Origin of the sequence: Streptomyces sp. NBC_01707, from assembly GCF_041438805.1 — a bacterium.
In the GTDB taxonomy this organism is placed as follows: domain Bacteria; phylum Actinomycetota; class Actinomycetes; order Streptomycetales; family Streptomycetaceae; genus Streptomyces.
Genome location: NZ_CP109190.1, coordinates 2,651,764 through 2,671,976, shown reverse-complemented (window position 1 = coordinate 2,671,976; position 20,213 = coordinate 2,651,764). Strand labels below are relative to the sequence as shown.

At 70.4% G+C, this 20,213-nt stretch carries 21 protein-coding genes and 1 pseudogene; 13 read left to right on the top strand and 9 right to left on the bottom strand.

Features of this window, described 5'->3' with window-relative positions:
- Positions 1-79: 79 nt before the first annotated feature.
- The 3 genes from OG963_RS11975 to OG963_RS11965 form a co-directional block, all read right to left on the bottom strand.
- Positions 80-670, bottom strand: a complete 591-nt coding sequence (locus OG963_RS11975; protein WP_030917131.1) for a GNAT family N-acetyltransferase — start codon at positions 668-670, stop codon at positions 80-82.
- Between the two features lie 159 nt (positions 671-829).
- Complete coding sequence (locus OG963_RS11970) at positions 830-2,110, bottom strand: GAF domain-containing protein (protein WP_371798876.1); 1,281 nt, start codon at positions 2,108-2,110, stop codon at positions 830-832.
- Positions 2,111-2,354: 244 nt separating this feature from the next.
- The gene (locus tag OG963_RS11965; protein ID WP_371798875.1) at positions 2,355-3,992 is read right to left on the bottom strand and encodes an acyl-CoA dehydrogenase family protein; all 1,638 of its coding nucleotides are present in this window, start codon (positions 3,990-3,992) and stop codon (positions 2,355-2,357) included.
- Between the two features lie 17 nt (positions 3,993-4,009).
- Here OG963_RS11965 and OG963_RS11960 point away from each other — a divergent pair, with 17 nt between their 5' ends.
- A complete protein-coding gene (locus tag OG963_RS11960) occupies positions 4,010-5,206 on the top strand; it encodes a YihY/virulence factor BrkB family protein (protein ID WP_030917125.1) in 1,197 nt (398 codons plus the stop codon).
- A 72-nt stretch (positions 5,207-5,278) separates the two neighbouring features.
- Positions 5,279-6,022: a helix-turn-helix domain-containing protein gene (locus tag OG963_RS11955; RefSeq protein ID WP_093775729.1), complete on the top strand. Its 744-nt coding sequence runs from the start codon at positions 5,279-5,281 to the stop codon at positions 6,020-6,022.
- Here OG963_RS11955 and OG963_RS11950 read toward each other — a convergent pair.
- A complete protein-coding gene (locus OG963_RS11950) occupies positions 5,959-6,405 on the bottom strand; it encodes a VOC family protein (RefSeq protein ID WP_371798874.1) in 447 nt (148 codons plus the stop codon). The two genes, OG963_RS11955 and OG963_RS11950, sit on opposite strands and share 64 nt — an antisense overlap.
- Before the next feature lie 183 nt (positions 6,406-6,588).
- Here OG963_RS11950 and OG963_RS11945 point away from each other — a divergent pair, with 183 nt between their 5' ends.
- Positions 6,589-6,789, top strand: a complete 201-nt coding sequence (locus OG963_RS11945; protein ID WP_371798873.1) for a hypothetical protein — start codon at positions 6,589-6,591, stop codon at positions 6,787-6,789.
- A 91-nt stretch (positions 6,790-6,880) separates the two neighbouring features.
- On the opposite strand, the gene OG963_RS11940 is transcribed toward OG963_RS11945, so the two are convergent.
- Genes OG963_RS11940 through OG963_RS11930 form a run of 3 tightly spaced genes read right to left on the bottom strand, consistent with a single transcriptional unit; the run spans position 6,881 to position 10,170 of the window.
- A complete protein-coding gene (locus OG963_RS11940; protein WP_093775733.1) occupies positions 6,881-8,425 on the bottom strand; it encodes a 3-hydroxyacyl-CoA dehydrogenase in 1,545 nt (514 codons plus the stop codon).
- Between the two features lie 45 nt (positions 8,426-8,470).
- A complete protein-coding gene (locus tag OG963_RS11935) occupies positions 8,471-9,232 on the bottom strand; it encodes a CoA-transferase subunit beta (protein WP_093775735.1) in 762 nt (253 codons plus the stop codon).
- A gap of 26 nt (positions 9,233-9,258) precedes the next feature.
- Positions 9,259-10,170, bottom strand: coding sequence for a CoA transferase subunit A (locus OG963_RS11930; RefSeq protein ID WP_093930225.1), 912 nt, complete (start codon positions 10,168-10,170; stop codon positions 9,259-9,261).
- Between the two features lie 150 nt (positions 10,171-10,320).
- On the opposite strand from OG963_RS11930, the gene OG963_RS11925 reads away from it, so the two are divergent.
- The 4 genes from OG963_RS11925 (at position 10,321) to OG963_RS11910 (ending at position 14,643) form a co-directional block, all read left to right on the top strand.
- Positions 10,321-11,220: a LysR family transcriptional regulator gene (locus OG963_RS11925; RefSeq protein WP_093775737.1), complete on the top strand. Its 900-nt coding sequence runs from the start codon at positions 10,321-10,323 to the stop codon at positions 11,218-11,220.
- 133 nt (positions 11,221-11,353) lie between these two features.
- A complete protein-coding gene (locus OG963_RS11920) occupies positions 11,354-12,583 on the top strand; it encodes an acetyl-CoA C-acetyltransferase (protein WP_371798872.1) in 1,230 nt (409 codons plus the stop codon).
- Between the two features lie 225 nt (positions 12,584-12,808).
- A complete protein-coding gene (locus OG963_RS11915) occupies positions 12,809-14,152 on the top strand; it encodes an MFS transporter (protein ID WP_030917101.1) in 1,344 nt (447 codons plus the stop codon).
- Positions 14,153-14,184: 32 nt separating this feature from the next.
- Complete coding sequence (locus OG963_RS11910; protein WP_371798871.1) at positions 14,185-14,643, top strand: MaoC family dehydratase; 459 nt, start codon at positions 14,185-14,187, stop codon at positions 14,641-14,643.
- 152 nt (positions 14,644-14,795) lie between these two features.
- Here the strand turns inward: OG963_RS11910 and OG963_RS11905 are convergent, their stop codons facing one another.
- On the bottom strand, positions 14,796-15,578 hold the full coding sequence (locus tag OG963_RS11905; RefSeq protein WP_319328512.1) for a chaplin: 783 nt from the start codon (positions 15,576-15,578) through the stop codon (positions 14,796-14,798).
- Between the two features lie 454 nt (positions 15,579-16,032).
- Here OG963_RS11905 and OG963_RS11900 point away from each other — a divergent pair, with 454 nt between their 5' ends.
- The 5 genes and pseudogenes from OG963_RS11900 (at position 16,033) to OG963_RS11880 (ending at position 18,438) form a co-directional block, all read left to right on the top strand.
- The gene (locus OG963_RS11900) at positions 16,033-16,443 is read left to right on the top strand and encodes a rodlin (protein WP_093775745.1); all 411 of its coding nucleotides are present in this window, start codon (positions 16,033-16,035) and stop codon (positions 16,441-16,443) included.
- Positions 16,444-16,737: 294 nt separating this feature from the next.
- Positions 16,738-16,971: a chaplin gene (locus OG963_RS11895; RefSeq protein ID WP_030917090.1), complete on the top strand. Its 234-nt coding sequence runs from the start codon at positions 16,738-16,740 to the stop codon at positions 16,969-16,971.
- Positions 16,972-17,410: 439 nt separating this feature from the next.
- Positions 17,411-17,701 (top strand): hypothetical protein, encoded by a 291-nt coding sequence (locus tag OG963_RS11890; protein ID WP_093775747.1) that lies wholly within the window; start codon positions 17,411-17,413, stop codon positions 17,699-17,701.
- Positions 17,702-17,860: 159 nt separating this feature from the next.
- Positions 17,861-17,998 (top strand): annotated as a pseudogene (locus OG963_RS11885) (RdlA protein); the annotation flags it as partial.
- A 236-nt stretch (positions 17,999-18,234) separates the two neighbouring features.
- The gene (locus OG963_RS11880; RefSeq protein WP_030917081.1) at positions 18,235-18,438 is read left to right on the top strand and encodes a hypothetical protein; all 204 of its coding nucleotides are present in this window, start codon (positions 18,235-18,237) and stop codon (positions 18,436-18,438) included.
- Positions 18,439-18,552: 114 nt separating this feature from the next.
- On the opposite strand, the gene OG963_RS11875 is transcribed toward OG963_RS11880, so the two are convergent.
- Positions 18,553-18,699, bottom strand: coding sequence for a DUF5949 family protein (locus OG963_RS11875; protein ID WP_218160176.1), 147 nt, complete (start codon positions 18,697-18,699; stop codon positions 18,553-18,555).
- A 318-nt stretch (positions 18,700-19,017) separates the two neighbouring features.
- Here OG963_RS11875 and rsgA point away from each other — a divergent pair, with 318 nt between their 5' ends.
- The gene (gene rsgA, locus OG963_RS11870; RefSeq protein ID WP_093775749.1) at positions 19,018-20,190 is read left to right on the top strand and encodes a ribosome small subunit-dependent GTPase A; all 1,173 of its coding nucleotides are present in this window, start codon (positions 19,018-19,020) and stop codon (positions 20,188-20,190) included.
- Positions 20,191-20,213: the final 23 nt, after the last annotated feature.

Genomic DNA, 20,213 nt, shown 5'->3' with positions numbered 1-20,213 from the left:
TGAGATGATGTGGCGACCGTCACCTCGCGCGTCTGCGTTTCCGCGTCCGTAATGGAGGTAATGGCCGAAACGTACCGCTCTACCGGGCGGCGCCGGGCCACGGCCCCGGCGTCGCCACGTCCGCCTCCAGTTCGACCTTGGTGTCGAAGAGCCTGAACCCGCGGCGCAGATAGTTGTCCATGGCGTGCGGGCCGTCCTTGGAGCAGGTGTGCAGCCATACCCGCTTCGTCGGCGGCCGCTCCGGCCAGCGCTCCGCCAGGTCCCAGGCGCGCGCGGCCCCGTACGCGAGCAGGTGACCGCCGATCCGACGCCCCCGGAAAGCCGGGATCAGGCCGAAGTACATGATCTCGACCACGCCGTCGTCCTGCGGGTCCAGCTCGATGTAGCCGGCCGGGGTCCCGTTCTCGTACGCCACCCAGGTCTCCGCCCCGGGCCGGTCCAGGGCCTCCTGCCACTCGGCGTACGTCATCGAGAGCCGGTCGGTCCACTGGATGTCGCCGCCGACCGCCGTGTACAGGAAGCGGCTGAACTCCGGCAGCGGCACCGCCGACCGTACGATCCTGACGCCGTCCCCGGGGGCCGCCGCGGGCCGCAGATCGTCGGGGGAGGTCTGTTCCAGGGACCAGGTGGTCACCTCGGCGGCGGCAGGTGCGGGCTCAGGGTTGCTCATGCCTGCCAGGGAATCATGCTGGACAGCTCTGGCCAAAGCCTGTCCCGCTGCCCGGACTGCGACTCCCGTCACGGCCCGGCCGCCGTCCGGCTCCGGTCGTGCCGGGCCGACCGGCCCGGCCGGGTGCCGCCTGCCCCGCCCCGGTGCCGACCTGCTCCCTCACGCCGTCGTACGGGCCCTGACCACCACCGGCGCCATCGAGCGCGGCAGCAGATCGCCCGGATGTTCCGGATGGACCACCTCCACCGCGACGCCCTCACCGAAGCGGTACGGCCGGTGCGCCAGCACCTCGGCCAGATGGCGTCGCAGCCGTGAGATCTCCGCCCGCACCGTCACCGTCCGGGTCGCATCGCCGAAGATGTCCTCCGCCAGCTCCGACGCCGTACGCCCCTCGGGGTGCAGCGCCAGCGCGTACAGCAGCTCGGCATGGCGCGGCGAGAGCCGCTGGGTCGACGAGCCGACGGGGCCCGTCACCGTGACCGTGAGCCCGGGCGGCCGGCTCAGATCGAGGACCACCCGGCGCGGCGGCGCATCCGACGGCTCGTCCGTCACCTGCACCAGCCACCCGCCGGCCAGCGACTCCACCCGGCACATACCGAGCGACGGCAGCCACACCCGGCCGGCCTGCAGCGACTTCGGCAACGGCAGCCGGTCGACCGGCGGCATTCCGGTGACGGCGGCCAGCCAGCCGTGCGGGTCCACGGCCAGCGCCCGGCCGCCCAGCCGGGCGAGGAGCGGGGCTGCGACCGAACGCAGCCGGTCGACCGCGACCAGATGCCGGGTCCGGATCTCGTTCTCGGCGAGACGGGCCACCGAACCGACCAGGGCCAGCGTCATCGGATGGAACGTGGTCGCGGGGCCGCTGATGTCGACGATGCCGATCAGCCGGCCGTCGCGCGGATCACGGACCGGGGTCGCCGCACACGTCCAGGAGTGCAGACTGCGGACGAAATGCTCCGACGAGTGGACCTGGACCGGCGCGCGCGAGGCGAGCGCCGTACCGATCGCGTTCGTGCCCGTGATCGCCTCGGCCCAGGACGCACCCTCCTCCAGACAGATGCCGTCGGCCCGGCGCAGCACCCCCGGGTTGCCCTGCCGCCACAGCACCCGGCCCTCGGTATCGGTGACGACCATGATCTGCTGCGCGCTGTCGGCGATGGAGACCAGACCTTCGCTGAGCAGTGGCATCACCTCACCCAGCGCGGAACTGCGGCGCCGGTGCTCGATCTCGTCCGTCTCCAGCAGCACGCTCTGGGTGGACTGCTCGGGGTCGACGCCGCTGCGCAGCACCCGATCCCAGGAGGCACCGATCTCGGCCCGTGGTGCGACGGGCAGTCGGTCGCCGGCGAGCCTCGCCTCCCGGGCCTTGTGGAGTAAGCGCGTGGCCCGGTCCGAACCCAGGGCGGCCAGCCGTGTCACCTCGACCGGACTTGTCTCCACCGTCGATCCCCCCAGCTGCCGGAGCCGTCCACGACCCGTCGCTTCCATCCTGTCGTTGTGGGGTTCCCGATACTGCGCACTCCACACACTCGTTGCAACCCTTTGCAACTCTGGCGGTCGCGTGTCGATACGTACGAGAGTGGCGTAATACCGCGCGGCGGAGCCTGTGCCCCGTTGTTCGGTGTGCACAGCATGAAGGGTGGTGCCGTGTCGGCGCAGCACCACCCTTCGTCGCTGTTCCTCCTCAGGGCGCGACGGGCCGGGCCCGCTCCACGATCGAGGCCAGGTCCAGACTGTGCGGCAGCGTCCCGAATGCCGAACCCCAGTCCCCGCCCAGCCGTGACGCGCAGAACGCGTCGGCCACCTCCGGCGGCGCCCAGCGCACCAGCAGCGAACCCTGCAGCACCAGCGCCATCCGCTCGACGAGCCGCCGGGCCCGCGCCTCGATCCCGTTGAGATCGGCCAGCTCGGTCAGCAGGTCCTTGATCGCCCCGTCCAGCCGGTGATCCGCGCCGCGCGCCCTGCCGACCTCCTGCAGGAACGCGTTCAGCGCCTGCGGCTCGCGTTGCAGCGCCCGCAGCACGTCCAGCGCCTGTACGTTCCCCGAGCCCTCCCAGATCGAGTTGAGCGGCGCCTCGCGCAGCAGTCGTGGCATGCCGGACTCCTCGACGTAACCATTGCCGCCCAGACACTCCAGTGCCTCGCCGGCCAGCGGTGTGCACCGCTTCGTCACCCAGTACTTCGCCGTCGGCACCGCGATCCGCAGGAAGGCCCGCTCCGTCTCCGTGTCGGCGTCGTACGCGGCGGCCAGCCGCAGCGCCAGCACCGTCGCCGCCTCCGACTCCAGCGCCAGATCGGCCAGCACGTTGCGCATCAGCGGTTTCTCGATCAGCACCCCGCCGAACGCGCTGCGGTACGTGCAGTGGTGGATGGCCTGCGCCACCGCCTGCCGCATCAGCGCCGCCGAGCCGAGCACACAGTCCAGCCGGGTCGCGGCGACCATCTCGATGATGGTGCGCACCCCGCGCCCCTCGTCACCGACCCGGCGCGCCCACGTCCCGTCGAACTCGACCTCGCTCGACGCGTTGGACCGGTTGCCCAGTTTGTCCTTGAGGCGCTGGATCGCGAACGCGTTGCGTGTGCCGTCCGGCAGCACCCGCGGCAGCAGGAAGCACGTCAGCCCGCCGGGCGCCTGCGCCAGCACCAGGAAGCCGTCGGACATCGGCGCCGAACAGAACCACTTGTGCCCGGTCAGCAGATACTCGCCGTCGGCCGACAGCGGCTCCGCCCGCGTCGTGTTGGCCCGCACGTCGGAGCCGCCCTGCTTCTCCGTCATGCCCATTCCGAAGAGCACGCCGGCCTTCTGCGCGGGAGGCCGCAGCCCCTCGTCGTACACCCACGACGTCAGGCGCGGCTCCCACTCGGCGGCCAGCACCGGATCCGTCCGCAGCGCGGGCACCGCCGCATGCGTCATCGACAGCGGACAGCCTTGCCCGCCCTCGGGCTGGGTCCACACCAGGAACCCGGCCGCGCGCCGCACGTGACCGCCCGGTCGGCCCCAGGCATCGGTCAGCCCGGCGGTGACCGCGTGTCCCAGCAGCCGGTGCCAGGCCGGATGGAACTCCACTTCGTCGATGCGGTGCCCGTAGCGGTCATGGGTACGCAGTTTCGGCGGGTGCTCGTTCGCCTGTGCACCCCACCGCTGGACCTGTGCGGAACCGGCGGACCGGCCCAGCTCGCCGAGCTCGTCGCGTGCGCCGGCGAGAAGCTCGGGTGCGAGGTGCCGCTCGACGGCCTCGGTCAGCGCGCGGTCGGCGGCGAAGACGTCGTAGTCGACCAGGGGCGGGACCTGGTTGGACACTGTGTGGGTGGTGGCTGCCATGCCGATACGGTAAGGACGTGCAGGCAGCAAATGAAACACCCGAGCGGCCATCGGGGCGGCTCCACCGGGCCCGAGTCCTCTACCGCAACGTATCCAAGCGGCAGATGGTCTGGCAGTTGCTCAAGGACACCGTCAATTCGTGCATGGAGTACCGCATTCTGGGACTCGCCGCCGAGGCGGCGTTCTTCACCCTGCTGTCGCTTCCGCCGCTGCTCCTCGGACTGATCGGACTGCTCGGTTACGTCGACGAGTGGACGAACACCACCACGGTCGCGTCCATCGAGCGCAACATCCTCAACGCGGCGCAGACGGTCCTGTCCGAGCGGGGTGTCAACGACTTCGCCAAACCGCTCCTGGCGGACGTCACGACCGGCGCCCGCCCCGATGTCATCTCCATCGGCTTCGCGATCGCGCTCTGGTCGGGATCCCGCGCGGTGAACGTCTTCATCGACACGATCACCGTGATGTACGGCCTCGACGGCCATCGCGGCATCGTCAAGACACGGCTGCTCTCCTTCCTGCTGTACATCGTGGCACTGCTGCTCGGCGCGGTCGTGCTGCCGCTGCTCGTGGTCGGCCCCGACCGGGTCGTGGAGTTCATCCCGTGGGGCACGGAGGTCATAAGCGTCTTCTACTGGCCCCTGGTGATCCTTCTGTCGGTCGCGTTCCTGACGACGCTGTACCACGTGTCCGTGCCGGTCCGCTCGCCGTGGATCGAGGACGTGCCGGGTGCGCTCGTGGCGTTCGTGATGTGGGTGGTCGGGAGCTTCCTGCTGCGGATCTATCTGACCAGTACGGTCGAGGGGCCGACGATCTACGGCTCGCTCGCCGCCCCGATCGCCGTGTTGCTGTGGATCGGCATCTCCGCGTTCGCGGTGCTGGTGGGGGCGGCGGTCAACGCCGCCATCGACCGGGTGTGGCCCTCGCTGGCGACGGCGGCGGCGCGTGCGGCCAACGACCGGGCACGGGCCGTCCAGGCCGCGGAGCTCCTGGCGCGGGCGCAGGCGGAGAACGCCGAGGCGGACTGGGACGACATCGACGAAGGCGACACCCCCTATATGCCGTCCGAGTTCCCTGAGCGGTGGTCGAGGTTCCTGCCGCCGGACGATGTGAGGTCCAGGCTGCGGCAGCCCAGCCGCGACAAGGAGACGACGAAGCACACGTCCAAGGATGCGGAGCGGGAGGGGAAGGGGACCCCGAAGTCGCGGCCGTAGTGCCGTAGGTTTCGCACCGGGCGACGGGGGGAGTCGAACCGACTGCCCGGGACAGCCCTTAGCGTGTGAGGTATGGGCGAGAGGTACGCGGAGCGGGAGTCCCGGTTCGACGGGGCGATCGTCTGGACGCGGCACGTGCCGCAGGGGCCGGTCCGGCCCGTGCTGCCCGACGGCTGCATGGACCTGCTCTGGATCGACGGCCGGCTGGTCGTGGCGGGGCCCGACACCCATGCGTACGAACCCTCCGAGGGGACCGGCGGCCGGTTCACCGGCATCAGGTTCGCCCCCGGCACCGCCCCGGCGCTCCTCGGCGTACCGGCGTACGAACTGCGTGACCTGCGGGTCGACCTCGCCGATCTGTGGCCGGGCGTCCAGGTGCGGATACTCACCGAGCGCATTGCCGACGCCGCCGACCCCGCTGTCGCACTGGAGTCCCTGGCGCTGCGGCGGGCTGCCGACACCGGGCCGCCCGACCCGCTGATGCGGTCCGTCGCCGGGCAGCTCGCGCAGGGGCGGTCGGTCGCCGCCACCGCGCACACGGCCGGTCTCGGCGCCCGGCAGTTGCACCGCCGATCGCTGGCGGCCTTCGGCTACGGGCCCAAGACCCTGGCCCGGGTCCTGCGACTGCAGCGCGCACTGGCCCTCGTACGGACCGGCCTGCCCTACGCCGACGCGGCGCTCGCGGCGGGCTGCACCGACCAGGCGCACCTCGCGCGGGAGATGCGCGAGCTGGCCGGTACGACCCTGAGCGCCTACTGCGAGGCGCTGGCGAACAGCGACACCGCGCAGCCGTCCGGGTCGAGGACGACCGCGTAACGCTGCCCCCACACGGCGTCCCACGGCTTCAGATGGCCTTGGTAGCCGGCGCCGGTCAGGTCGTCGTACACCGCGTCCACCTCCGCAGGGCTGTCGCAGAGGAACGCGAGCCCGACCCGGTCACCTCCTTGCGAACCGGCCCACCCGGGTTCGAAGGAGCGGATGACCTCCTCGGTGTCCCACAGGATGCGCTGTCCGTTCGGCAGGGTCACTTCGACATGGGGTGCGGAGTCCGCTCCGGCGGGGATGTCGAGCCCGAGCCGGCGGTAGAAGGCGAGCGATGCGGCCAGATCCGCGGTGGTGATGCCGATCGCGTCGAGTCGTGGAGTCATGGTCCGAACGTAGAGCGTGGCCGCGTCGCGGGTCTTGTACGAATCGGTCATGTACTGCCCCGGCGTGATGGGCCGGTGAAGGGGCGGTTGAACCGGCGGTGTCTGCCGCGTTGGGATGAAGGGCAGGCTTCGGCGTCGTCCACGACCGGGGGACAGCGCATGTCCACAGGTGGTTCGGACGATCCGTCGATCGACACGGGGGGGGCGACGGCTGCTCGTGGAACAGTTCGCGCAATGGGCGGATCTGCCGCTCACGTCCGTTCCGGTCCCGTCGATCTGCTGCCCGCGTGGCTGTTCCTGCCCGCCGGGGCGCGAAACGTCTTCCGGGCGGCGCTCGACGTCGACGACGCGACCTGGCGCGGGGCCGGGGCTGGGCCCTGGCGAGTTCCCTGCCCGTGCCCGACGACCCGTACGTCGACGACCCGGCGCGGGTGAGCGCCGCCCTGAGCCGCCTCGACGAACTCGTCGCCGACCTCCAGACCGTTCGGATCGGGCCCACGCGGGCCCGATCCGAACGGGACAGCCGTCAGCCCAGGCAGTCGCCGGGGGAAGTCCCCGGGTCCGTCAGCGCCAGGCCCAGCTGGGCGCGCTCGGTGATCCAGCGGGCCGGGCGGTGGCGTGGGTCGCCGGTCGTCGTGTGCAGCGCCCGGTGCAGTTCCAGCATCCGGTCCGCGCCGATCCGGTCGCCCCAGGCCAGCGGCCCCACCGGATAGCCGAGCCCGGTCGTGACGGCCAGATCGATGTCGGCCGGGGTGGCGAGGGAGCGTTCGGCGATCGACGCGGCGACGGACACGATCGAGGCCAGCAGCCGCTGCGCGACGGAACCAGCGGTGTCCCGTACCACCGACACCGCGTACGGCTCGCCGTCGTCCTCCGATGCCCGCGCCAGCACCGCGCGGGCGTCCCGAGCGGCAGCCGGGTCCGCCGCCGCCGTCACGGCGAGTACCCGGCGGCGGCCGGCCGGAGGCAGCGGGTCCACTCCGAAGGTGCGCCCGGCGGGCAACCGGTACGCGGCGACCGCGGCGGCCACGGTCGTGCCCCAGACCGGGACCAGCACCAGGGCGTCGGCGGACGGATCGGCGCCGGTCTCGACGGTGGCGCCCGCAGCGGCCAGTCCCGCCCGCAGCTCGGCCGCGCCGGAGTCCGCGGCGTCCCCGACGACGTACACCGGACGGTCCGCATCGCCGCTGACCGGCGGCTCCGGAGCGGCGGCGGGCGCGTCGGATCCGTACGTGAACCAGCCGTGCCCGGTCTTGCGGCCGTGCAGCCCCGCGGCCACCCGGTTCGGGGTGAGGTACGAGGGCCGGAGCCGGTCCGCGTACCGGAAGCCCTCCCAGATCGAGTCGATGACGGCGGCCGTCACATCCAGACCTGTGAGGTCCATCAACTCGAACGGGCCCATCCGCAGACCGAGCACGTCACGCGCGATCCGGTCGATGCCCGCCGGGTCGGCGACCGACTCCTCCAGCAGTGCGAGCGCCTCGGTCACCAGACCGCGACCGGCGTGGTTGACGAGGAAACCGGGGGTGTCGGCGACCGTCACCGCCCGGTGCCCGCAGCCCTCGACGAGCGCGGTGAGGGCCGGCGGGATCTCCGGGCGGGTGGCCGCGCCCGGCACGATCTCGACGATCTTCATCAGGGGCACCGGGTTGAAGAAGTGCAGCCCGGCCAGGCGAGTCGGGTCCTTCAGCGCCGCGGCGATCCGGGTGACCGACAGGGAGGAGGTGTTGGTCGCGAACACGGCCGAGGCGGGCAGCGCCTGCTCCAGCCGGCCGAAGACCTCCGCCTTGGTGCCGAGGTCCTCCCGCACCGCCTCGATGACCAGCTCGACGTCCGGTCCGTCCGCCCACGGATCATCGAGCGGAACCAGTCGTTCCAGGGTGGCGGCGCAGTCCTCGGCGGACAGCCGGCCCTTCTGTACGGCGCGGTCCAGCATGGACCGTACGAAGTCGAGGGCCGCGGTCACCGCCTCGGTGCGTACGTCGCACAGCTCGACGGTGTGTCCGGCGGCCGCGGCCCACTGGGCGATGCCACGGCCCATGGCTCCGGCGCCGACGATCCTGATACGCATGGCAGTTGGGGTCCTCTCGGGTGCGGGTGGGTGGGTGCAGTCGTCTCAGCGAAGATAGACGCGTCCGGGGTCGACGTCCTCGCGCAGCAGCCGCAGCTCCTCGGCGGTGGGCGGCGGCACGGTCTCCACCGTGTCGGCGACCGACAGGTCCCAGCCCGTGGCCGCCCGTACCTGCTCGACCGTGACACCCGGCTGGACGGCGACCAGCCGCAGCTCCTCGCCGATGCCCGCGCGGGCCAGGATGCCCAGTTCGGTGATGACCCGGGTGACGCCGACGCCCAGCGGCCGGATGCCCTCGGCGAGCGCCCGGTCGGGTCCGGGCGTGGTGCAGAAGTCGAGGGCCGCGGTGAAGGAGCGCGGGGTGTGACGGCGCATCACCACGAAGACCTCGCGGGAGTTGGCCATCACCTCGACGCCGCCGCCCGAGCCGGGCAGCCGGACCGTCGGGCTGTCCCATTCGCCGATCACGGACGTGTTGAGATTGCCGTGGCGGTCGATCTGCGCGGCCCCCAGGAACCCGACGTCGATATGACCACCCTGCAGTACACAGCCGAACAGCGCCGGCATGGAGAGGACCGCCTCGGCGCCCGTGATGAGGACGGCGTCGGCGATGGTCTCCGGCAGATGGGAGGGGTGCGCGCCGCAGACCCCGGACTCGTACACGACCTCGATGTCCGGGGCGACCGTCAGATGGGCCAGCTCAGTGGCGAGCGTCGGCAGGCCGATGCCGGCGAACACGGTGCGGCGCGCGACCAGTTCGCGCGAGGCGACGACGGAGAGCAGCTCCGACGAGGTCACGGTGGTCATGCCCTGCTCCTTCTCGTGTTGCGTACTCACAGTCGCCGCCCGTAGTTCACCGGTTCACTGAGCGCTTCGCCGACCGCCAGGCCCGCCCAGAACTCGTCGCCGAGCCTGTCGACGTACTCGGCGTGGTCGGCCGTCCCGCGTACCCACTCGTCCAGCCACTCCTGCAGCCGCTGCGGATCCTTGCTGATCTGCGACCAGGCCCGGTAGAAGGCGTTGTCCCGGTCGTAGTACCCCTGCGCGAACGAGGGGTGCGCGCCGCGTGGGCAGGCGACGACGGCGTCGACCGCATGGGCCGGCACGAGCGTACGGTTCGGGTCCGAGCGGATCACCTCGTCGTCGACCACCTCCTCCACGACGACGATCGCCTTGTCCGCCGCGTACACGGCCTCCGCCTGGATGCCGGTCAGGCCCCATATCTGGGTGTTGCCGCGGCGGTCCGCCCGCTGTGCGTGGATGATCGTGACATCCGGGTTCACGGGCGGCACCACATAGATCTGCTCGGGTTCGCCGTCCGGGCCCGGATAGGGCGAAGTGACTTTCCGCAGATCGCTGTTGACGGACGGCAGATCGCTGCCGCCGTACGAGCGCAGCGGATAGAACGGCAGCCGCTGGGAGCCGGCGAGATAGCGGCAGATCATGCCGTAGTGGCTGTACTCCTCGAAGACGAGCGGCGCGGGATCGCCGGTCTCGACGCGCCGCCGCAGCTCGCCGAGCGAACCGGCCGAGGAGTTGCCGACGAAGGAGGAGACCAGCCGTGAGACACACCCCGCGGCGATCATCTGGTCGACGACGATGTCGGCGGTCATCCGGACGACGGTGAGGTCGCGACGGCCCTGGCGGATGATCTCGTGGCCCGCGGCGGTCGGGATGAGATGCGTGAAACCTTCGAGGCAGACGGTGTCGCCGTCGTGGACGAAGGAGGCGATGGCCTCCCTCATCGACAGCGTCTTGTCCGCCCTGTCCGTTGTGGCCACGGTGCTCCTCTGCGTGTGCGTGCGCGTCGCCCCACCGTGTCAGCGGCCATTGATTGCTGTCCAATACCAAATTAAGGTCGAATCAAGACTCCTGATTTATGAATGAGGTGGGGAATGGAGCTGCGTCATCTGTCCGCGTTCATCGCAGTGGCCGAGGAGCTGCACTTCGGCCGGGCCGCCAAGCGCCTGCAGATGGCCCAGCCGCCCCTGAGCCAGCAGATCAGGCAGCTCGAGAAGGAGCTCGGCGTCCAGCTCTTCGAGCGCAACACCCGATCGGTGCGGCTCACCAGCGCGGGGGAGTCGTTCCTCCAGCCGGTGCGGACCGTGCTCGACGATCTCGACACGGCGGTACGGGCCGCCAAGGCGGCCGGCCGCGGCGAGTACGGGCGGGTCACCATCGGCTTCGCCGGCGCCTCGAGCCACGAGACGCTGCCCCTGCTGACCAGGGCGGTGCGTGCCGCCCATCCCGCCCTGGAGCTGGTCATGAAGGGCCAGACGTACGCGGATGTCGCCCTCGCCGGAGTGGCGGACGGCTCGCTCGACCTCGGATTCGTCCGGCTGCCCGTGACCCGGCCGGGCGTGCAGTACCGGGTGATCGACGAGGAGGAGCTGGTCTGTGCCCTGCCCTCCGACCACCCGCTCGCCAGGCTGGAGCAGGTCCCGCTCGAGGTGCTCGCGCAGGCACCCTTCGTCTCCTTCCCCGCCAACACCGGCTCGACCGTGCGGGACGCGACCGTCGGGGCGTGCGAGGCGGCCGGATTCGACCCGCGCGTGGTGCAGGAGGCTCCCGACTCGTACACCATCCTGGCCCTGGTCGCCGCGGGCGTCGGCGTGACGCTCACCGTCACCTCCTGCCAGCACATCCAGCAGAACGGACTGGTCTACCGACCGCTCGCCGGGCCGCCGATCCGGCTTCAGGCGGCGCTGGCCTGGCGGACCGACAACCCGTCCGCCGCCCTGCGCGCGGTACTCGCTGTCGCGGAGAGCGCGCTGCCGACCCCTGTCGGTCATTGAGACGCGTGGCGTCTTGAACCAGGGTGAACTGGATATTGGACCGACTCAGTCACCGAGTGCGAGGGTCGGTGGACATCCACCAGTGCAGCTACAACCGCCCCGTCACCCGCCCGTGCCACCGGAAGGTTCCGCCGTGCCCGACCAGCAGCCCGACATCGTCATCTGTGAACCGCTGCGCACCCCCATAGGCCGCTTCGGCGGGGCCTTCGCCCAGCAGACACCGGCCGCGCTCGCCGCACGTGTGATCGCCGAGATCGTCGCCCGTACCGGCATCGACCCGGCGAAGGTCGACGAAGTGATCCTCGGCCACGCCTACCCGTCCTCCGACGCCCCGGCCATCGGCCGGGTCGCCGCACTCGACGCCGGACTCCCCGAGTCCGTGACCGGCTCCCAGATCGACCGCCGCTGCGGCTCGGGCCTGCAGGCCGTCCTCGACGCGGCGATGCAGATCCGGACGGGCTTCAGTGACGTCGTGATCGCGGGCGGTGTCGACGTGATGAGCGCCGCCCCCTACTACACGCACGACGGCCGCTGGGGCATCAAGGGACCCGGCCTCCAGCTGCACGACTCCCTGGCCCGCGGCCGGGTCACGGCGGGCGGCGTCAACCATCCGGTCCCCGGCGGCATGATCGAGACCGCGGAGAACCTGCGGCGGGACTACGCCGTCAGCCGCGCCGACCAGGACGCGCTCGCCCTGCGCTCGCAGCAGCGTGCCGCCCGCGCCGCGGCCGACGGGCGCTACGACGCGGAGACCGTCCCCGTCACCGTACGCACCCGCAAGGGCGAGACGACCGTCACCGCCGACGAGCACCCGCGCCCCGACACCACCGCCGAACAACTCGCCGCGCTGCGTCCGATCATGCTGAAGTCCGACCCGGACGCCACCGTCACCGCGGGCAACGCCAGCGGACAGAACGACGCGGCAGCCGCCTGCCTGGTGACGAGCGCGACGACCGCCGAACGCCTCGGCCTGACCCCGCTGGTACGCCTGGTCTCCTTCGCCCGCGCCGGAGTTCCGGCCGCGACCATGGGGATCGGCCCCGTCCCGGCCACCCGTGCGGCACTCGCCCGCGCCGGACTGGGTCTCGCCGACCTCGACCTGATCGAGCTCAACGAGGCATTCGCCGCCCAGGTCCTGGCCTGCACCCGCGAGCTGGGTCTCGGCGACACCGACCACGAGCAGCGGATCAACGTCAACGGCTCCGGTATCTCCCTCGGCCACCCGGTCGGCGCCACCGGCGCCCGCATCCTGGCCACGCTGACCCGGGAGATGCACCGTCGCGAGGTGCGCTACGGCCTGGAGACCATGTGCATCGGTGGCGGCCAGGGTCTCGCCGCGATCTTCGAACGCATAGCGGCCTGACGGGCACCTCGCTCGTCGCACGAACGGCAGCTGACCGGCGGTGGGACGCCCGGCGTCCCATCGCACCAGCAATTCGATATCGGACCCGAGGTCCCGGCCGGCACCGTAACCGCCACCACACCCGGCAGCCGTCCCCAGATCCCTCGCTGCACTGCCCCCCACAGGCGTCTCGGGCGACGCCCCCACCACCATCCGCTTGATCGACGACGTTCACGGGAGCCATGCATGAGTGCGTCCACCACCACCCCACGAGAGCGCACCAGAGCCGCCAACCGCGCCGGATTCGGCGCCTTCATCGGCTCGACCATCGAATGGTTCGACTTCTACATCTACGGCACCGCGGCAGCGCTGGTCTTCGACAAGGTGTTCTTCCCCGAACTCGACGGCGCCATAGGCACCCTGGTCGCCTTCGCGACCTTCTGGGTCGGCTTCCTCGCCCGCCCCATCGGCGGCGTCATCTTCGGCCACTACGGCGACCGCCTCGGCCGCAAGAAGACGCTCGTCATCACCTTGCTGATGATGGGCATCTCGACCACCGCGATCGGCCTGCTGCCGGGCTACGCCTCCATCGGCATCGCTGCCCCGATCCTGCTGGTCGCCATCCGCATGGTGCAGGGCATCGGCCTCGGCGGCGAGTGGGGCGGCTCGGTCCTGATCGCCTCCGAGCACGCCCCGAAGGGCAAGTCGGTGCTGTACGGGGCGTTCGCCCAGCAGGGCTCGCCCGTCGGCAACACCCTTTCCACGCTGAGCTTCCTGGCGATCAGTCAGCTGCCCGACGAGGCGTTCGTCTCCTGGGGCTGGCGCCTGCCGTTCCTCTTCTCGGCCGCCCTCGTCATCGTCGGACTGTTCGTGCGGCTGAAGGTCGCCGAGTCGCCGGCGATGGCGAACCTCATCCAGAAGAAGGAGGTCGTCAAGGTTCCGCTGACCGAAGTCCTGCGTACCCAGCCCATGCTGATCGTCCTCGGCATCGGCGCCTGCACCATCGGCCTGTCGGCAACGTACTTCAAGTCGACGTTCGCCCTGTCTTGGGCCACCTCGTCGCTCGACTTCGACCGCAGCTCGTTCCTGACGATCATCCTGGTCGCCAACGTCACGCAGATCGTCGTCCAGCCGTTCGGCGCCCTCATCGCCACCCGGATGAAGAGCTGGTCCCGGGCGGTGACGGTGATGCTGCTGCCTGAACTGGTTCTGATGCCGCTGATGTTCGTCCTGATCGGCACCGAGAACTACGGTCTGGCGATGGTCGGCGTCGCCGTCGCGACCATCCCGCACTGCCTCTACTACGCGGCTCTCGCCGGCATGCTCGCCAGCCGCTTCCCGGCCCACCTGCGGTACACCGGCATCTCGCTCTGCTACCAGCTCTGCGGCACGCTCCTCGGCGGAACGACCCCGATCATCGGCCAGTTCCTGCTGAACCGCACCGGCTCGATCACCGCCGTCATCGCCTACGCGGTCCTCCAGGTGGTGCTGACCCTGGGCTGCATGCTGCTCCTGCTCAAGCGCCCCAACCACGACGAACAGGCGGCGGAGCCGCTTGCCGCACCGCGCACCGTCCCCGTCACCGCCTGACTTCCACTGCGAGCAAGAACGGAGCGCGGACCATGCCGCTGACCGTGCACGGCATCCCGGAGATCCTCACCCTGAGCGGGCGCGACCTGGGGCGCTCCGGCTGGAAGGAGATCACCCAGGAGCTCATCGACGCCTACGCGTACGTCTCCGGGGACCACCAGTGGATCCACACCGACACCGAACGCGCCGCAACGGGCCCGTACGGACGCACCATCGCCCACGGATACATGGTCCTCAGCTGGGGGATCCCGATGTTCGGTGAACTGCTCCGGGTGCAAGGCGTGGGCCGGGCGCTCAACTACGGGGTGAACAAAGTCCGTTATCCCGCGCCGGTACCGGTCGGCAGCCGCGTGCGGCTGCATGCGTCGGTCGTCGGGGTGACGGAGGTAGCGCGGGGCGGCGTACAGATGACCCGCGCCTTCACCTTCGAACTCGAAGGGTCCGAGAAGTCGGCCTGTGTCGCCGAGTCGCTGACGCACTTCTATCCGTAGGGGCGCGGTCCTGTACGTACCGGCTGCCGGGTGACGCACGGCGAGACGCCCGCTTCACACGAGGCCGGCGGAACGCGACAGGTCCGGCAGGACAGCTGAGGCTGTCCTGCCGGACCTGTCTATTTCCCGGTCACGCCAATTCTGCGGATGCGTCAGTTCCGCGAGGCGCGGGCGCGGCGCATCAGCAAGGTGCCACCGAGCAGAAGAGCGGCGCTGCCGGCGGCTGCCACCCCGAGGTCGGCGGAGCCGGTGCGGGCCAGCTGAGAGCCGGGCGTGTTCACGCCGGCGGGGATCACGGTGGGGGGCTCCACGACGGGGGGCTCCACGACGGGCGGTTCGACGACGGGGGGCTCCACGACCGGCGGTTCGACGACGGGCGGTTCGACGACGGGGGGCTCCACGACCGGCGGTTCGACGACGGGCGGCTCCACGACGGGGGGTTCCACGACCGGCGGTTCGACGACGGGCGGCTCCACGACGGGCGGCTCGACGACGGGGGGCTCGACGGGCGGCTCGCCCGTCGACGGCCGACCGCCGTTGGAGCAGCGGTTGCCCGCCGCGGGGTTCAGTGCGCCGACCACATTGACGGTGTTGCCGCAGGCGTTGACCGGGACGTCGACAGGAACCTGGATCAGGTTGCCCGACAGAACCCCGGGGGAGTTGCTGGTGCTACCGACGGCACTCGCGCCCTGGGCGCCGTCGTCGTCGGAGTCGTCGCTCACGTTCTCGCACGTGTTACCGAATGCCGGGTTCAGTGCGCCCACCACATTGACGGTGTTGCCGCAGACATTGACGGGAACGTGCACCGGCACCTGTACGGCGTTGCCCGAGCCGACGCCCGGCGAGCCGGCAGCGGAGCCGTCGGCAGAAGAATCCGCCTGTGCATATCCGCCTGCCGCGGTCAGGATGCCTGACGCCGCCGCCATGACGAGCATGCTCTTACTCAAAGCTTTTCGCATTGGTTGCCCTTCCTTAGGACATTTCGCGCGGGCGGATCGCCCGCAGTTCATTCATCAGGCGGTGCAGCTACCACCGGGGATACCGACCCGGCGTTCGCCATACGCGATTCGGCAAGCGGCGGTCACGGCTCAGCGGAACTCGTACGGACTCCTCTGACACGCGTCCCGAAGTCGCGCTTGACGACAGCCATAACGACAAAGATTTGGTGGGGGAAACTCAGAATTTCGTGGAAATTATGTAACCACCCGGACGGATTACGTACGCGTGTTCGCTGCCCTGTGACGCGGGGGTGCGGCGTGCTCCGCGATGCACACCGGTGCGCGTGCCCGTGTCGACCCGGCATTCGGGTGAATGGAGAGAACCAAACGCCCGGCGGTGAGTTGGTCAGGGCGCTCCGACACGGGGCAACAAGCACGAGAAAGGTTAATCGTGATCAAGAAGGTCCTGGCTGCGGGCGCCGTCGCCGCCTCCATCGCCGGTATCTCGGCGACGCTTGCTCCGCAGGCGATGGCGATCGGCAACGGCACCGGCACCACCTCGGTCAACGGCAGCGGATCTTCGCAGTCGTTCGGCAACTCCGAGACCCGTGGTGACTGGAGCCCGCAGTTCGGCCTGGTTCAGGGCAGCCTGAACAAGCCTTGCGTCGGCATGCCGGCCAAGGTCGACGCCGGTTCGCTCGTCGGCGTGGTTCCGGTGGCGGTCCAGGACGTGGACGTCCTGTCCTCGCCGCGGAACCAGCAGTGCACCGACAACTCCACCCAGGCCAAGGGTGACGAGCAGCTGTCGCACATCCTGGACAGCATTCCGGTGCTCTCGGGCAACGGCACCGGCAACAGCTGAGTCCGCCGAACCGAGGGTCCGGGCCCACCGGGGTTCTTCCCTCCGTGTGGCTCGGGCCTGCTGTTGCCGGTCGGTCTCTCGGCGCGACGGGAAATCCAATGATCCCCGCGGTTGCGCCGAGCAGCGAAAGTTGCATCATTCGGGCGGATTCTCAAGAATCTTCTTCTTGGGGAGTTTCGCGCAAGGTCTTAAGTCGTTACGAATTGTAGTGGCGGAGTTACGAGCCTTCAGGACTGCGCTCGTGCGGCACGAAAGTCGTGGCCGCTCCGGACTCCGTCAAAGAAAGGGATGAAAGTGAAGTACACCAAGGTTGCCGCCATCGCCGCCGGAACCCTGATGGCGATCGGTGCCGCAACTCCCGCCTTCGCCGACTCCGGTGCCGAGGGCGCGGCCAACAACTCCCCGGGTGTTCTTTCCGGTAACGTCATTCAGGTTCCGATTCACGTCCCGGTCAACGTCTGCGGCAACACGCTGAGCGTGATCGGTCTGCTGAACCCCGCGTTCGGCAACGCCTGCTCCAACGGCTGACTGCGGGTCGGCTGAGCCCAGGGCTCACCGCCCGTTCGCCCCGGATCGCGCCTCGTGCGCGATCCGGGGCTTTCCTCTTTCCGCGTGCTCCGTTCCGCGCGTTCGCCGTGCTTCCGGATGCGGTGGAACGGCCGAAGCCGCTCCGCATCGCCCGAGGCGCGGTGCGCCGGCGGCTGGAGGCGGACACCCGGACAGCTGCGCGGAACGGAGCACCTGACAGTGCACCACTCATTCCGGCCGCGGAACCCCCGCAACACTCGTGCCGGTGAATAGTCATGCGATCGATCGAGCGGTCCATCAGAAAGAGCGGGCCACGCAGTTGCCCGACCGGGTCCGATTCGTTATCCAGGTCGAAAGCGGCAGAGGTCACAGGTAAAGAAGGCTTGTGCGGCGCGGGGACGCGACCGGAACAGATGCCGCTGCAGAAGGGAACCTGAAAGTGAAGTACGCGAAGACCGCTGCGTTTGTCGCCGGTTCCGTGGTTGCTCTCGGAACGGCTGCTCCCGCCTTCGCCGTTACCACCGCCCCGGCCCCCGGCTTCGGCCTCGACAGCGGCGTCGACCAGGTGTTGGCCGCACCCCCCAAGGGCGTCGACCCGATCGTCGACACCGTCGGTGGTGCCACGAATTCGGTGCAGAAGAAGGTCGCCGTCGCCAAGGTCGCCGGTCAGGCCACCGGTGCGGCCAAGAGCGCGGCTCCGCTGCTCGGTGGAGTGTCCCTCGGTGGCTGATCCGTCGAAAGCGGCAGCTCCCGATGTGTTCGCGGTGACGGCAATTCTCCGGTGTCGCGACCGCGCATTCGGCAACATCCTGACGGCAGCGACATCGTTCGGGTGAAGCGTCACATCCGAACCCGCCGTGGCCAGCTGATCAAGGCGCCCCGGGTCACGGCCCAGGACGTCGACGTCCTGTCCTCGCCGCAGAACCAGCAGTGCACGAAGAGTTCCACCCAGGCCAAGGGCGACGAGACCCTGTCGCACATCCTGGACGACATCACGGTCCCGTCCGGCAACGGCAACGGCAACGGCAACGGCTGGAGCCTCGCCGCTCCGGACGGCGGCGCTTCCCCGACACCTTTGTGGGGCCGGTTCATCCGCGCGGCAGTCATTCCTCGGCGGCCCGGACGGACCGGCCCCTCAAGGGCGATCCGCCAGGGGGTGCGGGACGGCCCTCGGCGCGCCGAAAACCCTCGTTGGAGGGGCGCACTGGGCCGGTTGCCGTAGTGCCGGCTGCGGTCGGCCGCCGCACCGGGTAAAGGCCGGTCATGGACCACTACGACAGTGAGCGCCCGTGTGGCCGGCACCGGCACACGGAGGACGTCACACCCATCTACGACCGGCTGCTCGCCGAATGGGAGGCGGCCCGGCGGGCAAGGCAGCAGGGCGTGCCGCGCCCCGAGTCCGATCCGCCCTACGTGGGTCGTCTCGTTCCCGCGGCGCGCACGTCCGACGAGACACTCGGTGAGTGACCGGGCCGCGCCGAACTCACGCTGGGTCCGACCCATTTGAGTGCTGCGGCGGAACCGACGACGCCCACCGCTCGACGGGGGGCGGTGGACATCGGACGGGGCCGGCCGGGCGGATCAGCCCAGCGGGCGCATCGGCAGAAGACAGTGGGCGGAGGCCATGACGACCTGCTCGTCCGCAGCGAAGGATGGCAGCAGCTCCTCGCCGACCGGCCGGCCCGGCACCATGACGGCCACGGAACGGACGTTGTCCGCCTGTTTCACCTGATCGAACGAGACTTCGTGACAACTCCGGTGAACGCCCCGGACAGATGCGCCCGCGAGGACCTGGGGCGAAAAATGCGTTGACGGGGTCGGGCGGCCCCCGGCTATCGTGTGCAGCGTTGCGGCCGGCGGACATACCGCCGGTGTCGGCCCGTGCTGTGAACCAGGAGGTGAGGACATTGATGACTGTCGTTGCGATGGGCGCTGCCCACAACCGGAAGAGCATCGTTCTCACCCCCGTGGTCGCCGGCTGACCTTCTTTCGTACTTCTCCGCGCCCGAGTGCGCGTTGCCGGGGCCACCCTCCGAAGGGTTTCCCTTGTCTTTCTCCTCGCTTTCCCCGCTCTCCCCCGACGCCGGCCCGTCCTCGTCGCATCCGCTGTCGCCGTACGGCTGGGACGACGCCTGGGCTGCCGAGTTCGCCCCGCACGCCGCAAAGGGGCTGCTGCCCGGACGGGTGGTTCGGGTGGACCGTGGCCAGTGCGATGTCGTCACGCCCGACGGCACCGTCCGCGCGGACACCGCGTTCGTCGTCCCCCGCGATCCCATGCGGATCGTCTGCACGGGCGACTGGGTCGCCGTCGACCCCGACGGTGATCCGCGGTTCGTACGGACGCTGCTGCCACGGCGCACCGCCTTCGTGCGCTCGACGTCGTCGCAGCGCTCCGAAGGTCAGGTGCTCGCCACCAACGTCGACCACATCGCCATCTGTGTCTCGCTCGCCGTGGAGCTCGACCTGGGGCGGGTGGAGCGCTTCCTCGCGCTCGCCATGTCCAGCTCCAGCGGTGACGCGCTGCTGCGGGACGATGCGTCCGCCACGGACGGTGCGGCGCAGCCGATCGTGGTGCTCACCAAGGCCGATCTGGTGCCGGACGCCGGCACGTTGTCGTATCTCGTCCAGGACATCGAAGCGGTCGCACCCGGCGTGCAGGTGCTGCCCGTCAGCTCCGCCACCGGGGAGGGGCTCGACGTCTTCGGCGCGATCGTCTCGGGCGGCACGAGCGTGCTGCTCGGAGCGTCCGGTGCGGGCAAGTCGACCCTTGCCAACACGCTGCTCGGCGACGACGTGATGGACGTGCAGGCCGCCCGTGACGTCGACGGCAAGGGCCGGCACACCACCACGACCCGCAATCTGCTGGTTCTGCCCTCCGGGGGTGTACTGATCGACACACCCGGACTGCGCGGGGTCGGCCTCTGGGACGCGGAGACCGGCGTCGGCCAGGTCTTCTCGGAGATCGAGGACCTGGCCACGCGATGCCGGTTCCAGGACTGCGCCCATCAGGCCGAGCCCGGTTGCGCGGTGCTCGCCGCGATCGACGACGGTTCGCTCTCCGAGCGGCGCCTCGACAGCTTCCGCAAGCTGCTGCGCGAGAACCAGCGCATCGTGGCCAAGACCGATGCCCGGGTGCGGTCCGAGATGCTGCGCGAATGGAAGCGCAGAGGAGCCGCGGGCCGGGCCGCCATGGACGCGAAGCGGGGCCGGGTGCGGTAACGCCGCGCTCCGATCGGGGGGCC

Coding starts and splice junctions, on each gene's coding strand:
- OG963_RS11975 (WP_030917131.1), bottom strand. CDS start 670: ATGAGCAACCCTGAGCCCGCACCTGCCGCCGCCGAGGTGACCACCTGG.
- OG963_RS11965 (WP_371798875.1), bottom strand. CDS start 3,992: ATGGCAGCCACCACCCACACAGTGTCCAACCAGGTCCCGCCCCTGGTC.
- OG963_RS11955 (WP_093775729.1), top strand. CDS start 5,279: ATGGGCGAGAGGTACGCGGAGCGGGAGTCCCGGTTCGACGGGGCGATC.
- OG963_RS11950 (WP_371798874.1), bottom strand. CDS start 6,405: ATGACCGATTCGTACAAGACCCGCGACGCGGCCACGCTCTACGTTCGG.
- OG963_RS11945 (WP_371798873.1), top strand. CDS start 6,589: ATGGGCGGATCTGCCGCTCACGTCCGTTCCGGTCCCGTCGATCTGCTG.
- OG963_RS11940 (WP_093775733.1), bottom strand. CDS start 8,425: ATGCGTATCAGGATCGTCGGCGCCGGAGCCATGGGCCGTGGCATCGCC.
- OG963_RS11935 (WP_093775735.1), bottom strand. CDS start 9,232: ATGACCACCGTGACCTCGTCGGAGCTGCTCTCCGTCGTCGCCTCGCGC.
- OG963_RS11930 (WP_093930225.1), bottom strand. CDS start 10,170: ATGAGGGAGGCCATCGCCTCCTTCGTCCACGACGGCGACACCGTCTGC.
- OG963_RS11925 (WP_093775737.1), top strand. CDS start 10,321: ATGGAGCTGCGTCATCTGTCCGCGTTCATCGCAGTGGCCGAGGAGCTG.
- OG963_RS11915 (WP_030917101.1), top strand. CDS start 12,809: ATGAGTGCGTCCACCACCACCCCACGAGAGCGCACCAGAGCCGCCAAC.
- OG963_RS11910 (WP_371798871.1), top strand. CDS start 14,185: ATGCCGCTGACCGTGCACGGCATCCCGGAGATCCTCACCCTGAGCGGG.
- OG963_RS11905 (WP_319328512.1), bottom strand. CDS start 15,578: ATGCTCGTCATGGCGGCGGCGTCAGGCATCCTGACCGCGGCAGGCGGA.
- OG963_RS11880 (WP_030917081.1), top strand. CDS start 18,235: ATGGACCACTACGACAGTGAGCGCCCGTGTGGCCGGCACCGGCACACG.